Annotated in this window: 1 rRNA gene; it reads left to right on the forward strand. The window is 57.1% G+C overall.

Annotated elements, in window-relative coordinates:
* The first annotated feature begins 20 nt into the window (after nucleotides 1–20).
* Nucleotides 21–1,548: ribosomal RNA gene (locus NNX38_RS16770) — 16S ribosomal RNA — on the forward strand.
* Nucleotides 1,549–1,804 lie beyond the last annotated feature (256 nt).

A 1,804-nucleotide genomic window follows, 5' to 3' on the forward strand; every position in this document is an offset into this window, starting at 1 on the left:
GGTGCTGTGTCTGTAACACATTTACGGAGAGTTTGATCCTGGCTCAGGATGAACGCTGGCGGCGTGCTTAACACATGCAAGTCGAACGATGACTTCTGTGCTTGCACAGAATGATTAGTGGCGAACGGGTGAGTAACACGTGAGTAACCTGCCCCTGACTTCGGGATAAGCCTGGGAAACCGGGTCTAATACCGGATACAACGGACCACCGCATGGCGGTCCGTGGAAAGCTTTATGCGGTTTTGGATGGACTCGCGGCCTATCAGCTTGTTGGTTGGGGTAATGGCCCACCAAGGCGACGACGGGTAGCCGGCCTGAGAGGGTGACCGGCCACACTGGGACTGAGACACGGCCCAGACTCCTACGGGAGGCAGCAGTGGGGAATATTGCACAATGGGCGGAAGCCTGATGCAGCGACGCCGCGTGAGGGACGAATGCCTTCGGGTTGTAAACCTCTTTCAGCAGGGAAGAAGCGAAAGTGACGGTACCTGCAGAAGAAGCGCCGGCTAACTACGTGCCAGCAGCCGCGGTAATACGTAGGGCGCAAGCGTTATCCGGAATTATTGGGCGTAAAGAGCTCGTAGGCGGTTTGTCGCGTCTGCTGTGAAAGCCCGGGGCTCAACCCCGGGTCTGCAGTGGGTACGGGCAGACTAGAGTGATGTAGGGGAGACTGGAATTCCTGGTGTAGCGGTGAAATGCGCAGATATCAGGAGGAACACCGATGGCGAAGGCAGGTCTCTGGGCATTAACTGACGCTGAGGAGCGAAAGCATGGGGAGCGAACAGGATTAGATACCCTGGTAGTCCATGCCGTAAACGTTGGGCACTAGGTGTGGGGGACATTCCACGTTTTCCGCGCCGTAGCTAACGCATTAAGTGCCCCGCCTGGGGAGTACGGCCGCAAGGCTAAAACTCAAAGGAATTGACGGGGGCCCGCACAAGCGGCGGAGCATGCGGATTAATTCGATGCAACGCGAAGAACCTTACCAAGGCTTGACATGAACCGGAAAGGCCTGGAAACAGGTCCCCCACTTGTGGCCGGTTTACAGGTGGTGCATGGTTGTCGTCAGCTCGTGTCGTGAGATGTTGGGTTAAGTCCCGCAACGAGCGCAACCCTCGTTCTATGTTGCCAGCGCGTTATGGCGGGGACTCATAGGAGACTGCCGGGGTCAACTCGGAGGAAGGTGGGGACGACGTCAAATCATCATGCCCCTTATGTCTTGGGCTTCACGCATGCTACAATGGCCGGTACAAAGGGTTGCGATACTGTGAGGTGGAGCTAATCCCAAAAAGCCGGTCTCAGTTCGGATTGAGGTCTGCAACTCGACCTCATGAAGTTGGAGTCGCTAGTAATCGCAGATCAGCAACGCTGCGGTGAATACGTTCCCGGGCCTTGTACACACCGCCCGTCAAGTCACGAAAGTTGGTAACACCCGAAGCCGGTGGCCTAACCCCTTGTGGGAGGGAGCCGTCGAAGGTGGGACCGGCGATTGGGACTAAGTCGTAACAAGGTAGCCGTACCGGAAGGTGCGGCTGGATCACCTCCTTTCTAAGGAGCACCTCGAAGACCATGTCCGTCCACAGTGTCGGATGTGTGCTTTGCAGGAGATGCCCATATCGGAGACATCTGTTCTCCGGTGGGTGCTCAAGGGTGGAATATCAATGGATAGGCGCCGGCATGCCGGCTGCGGGGATCAGTACGTTCCCTCCTTCGGGAGGGTTCCTGGAACATCCCGTGCAGTCCTGGTAGGTCCGGTTCGTCGTTTGGCACACTGTTGGGTCCTGAAGCAACAGGCACCCCGGTT

Source organism: Arthrobacter sp. zg-Y238 (genome assembly GCF_024385525.1).
GTDB lineage: Bacteria > Actinomycetota > Actinomycetes > Actinomycetales > Micrococcaceae > Arthrobacter_B > Arthrobacter_B jinronghuae.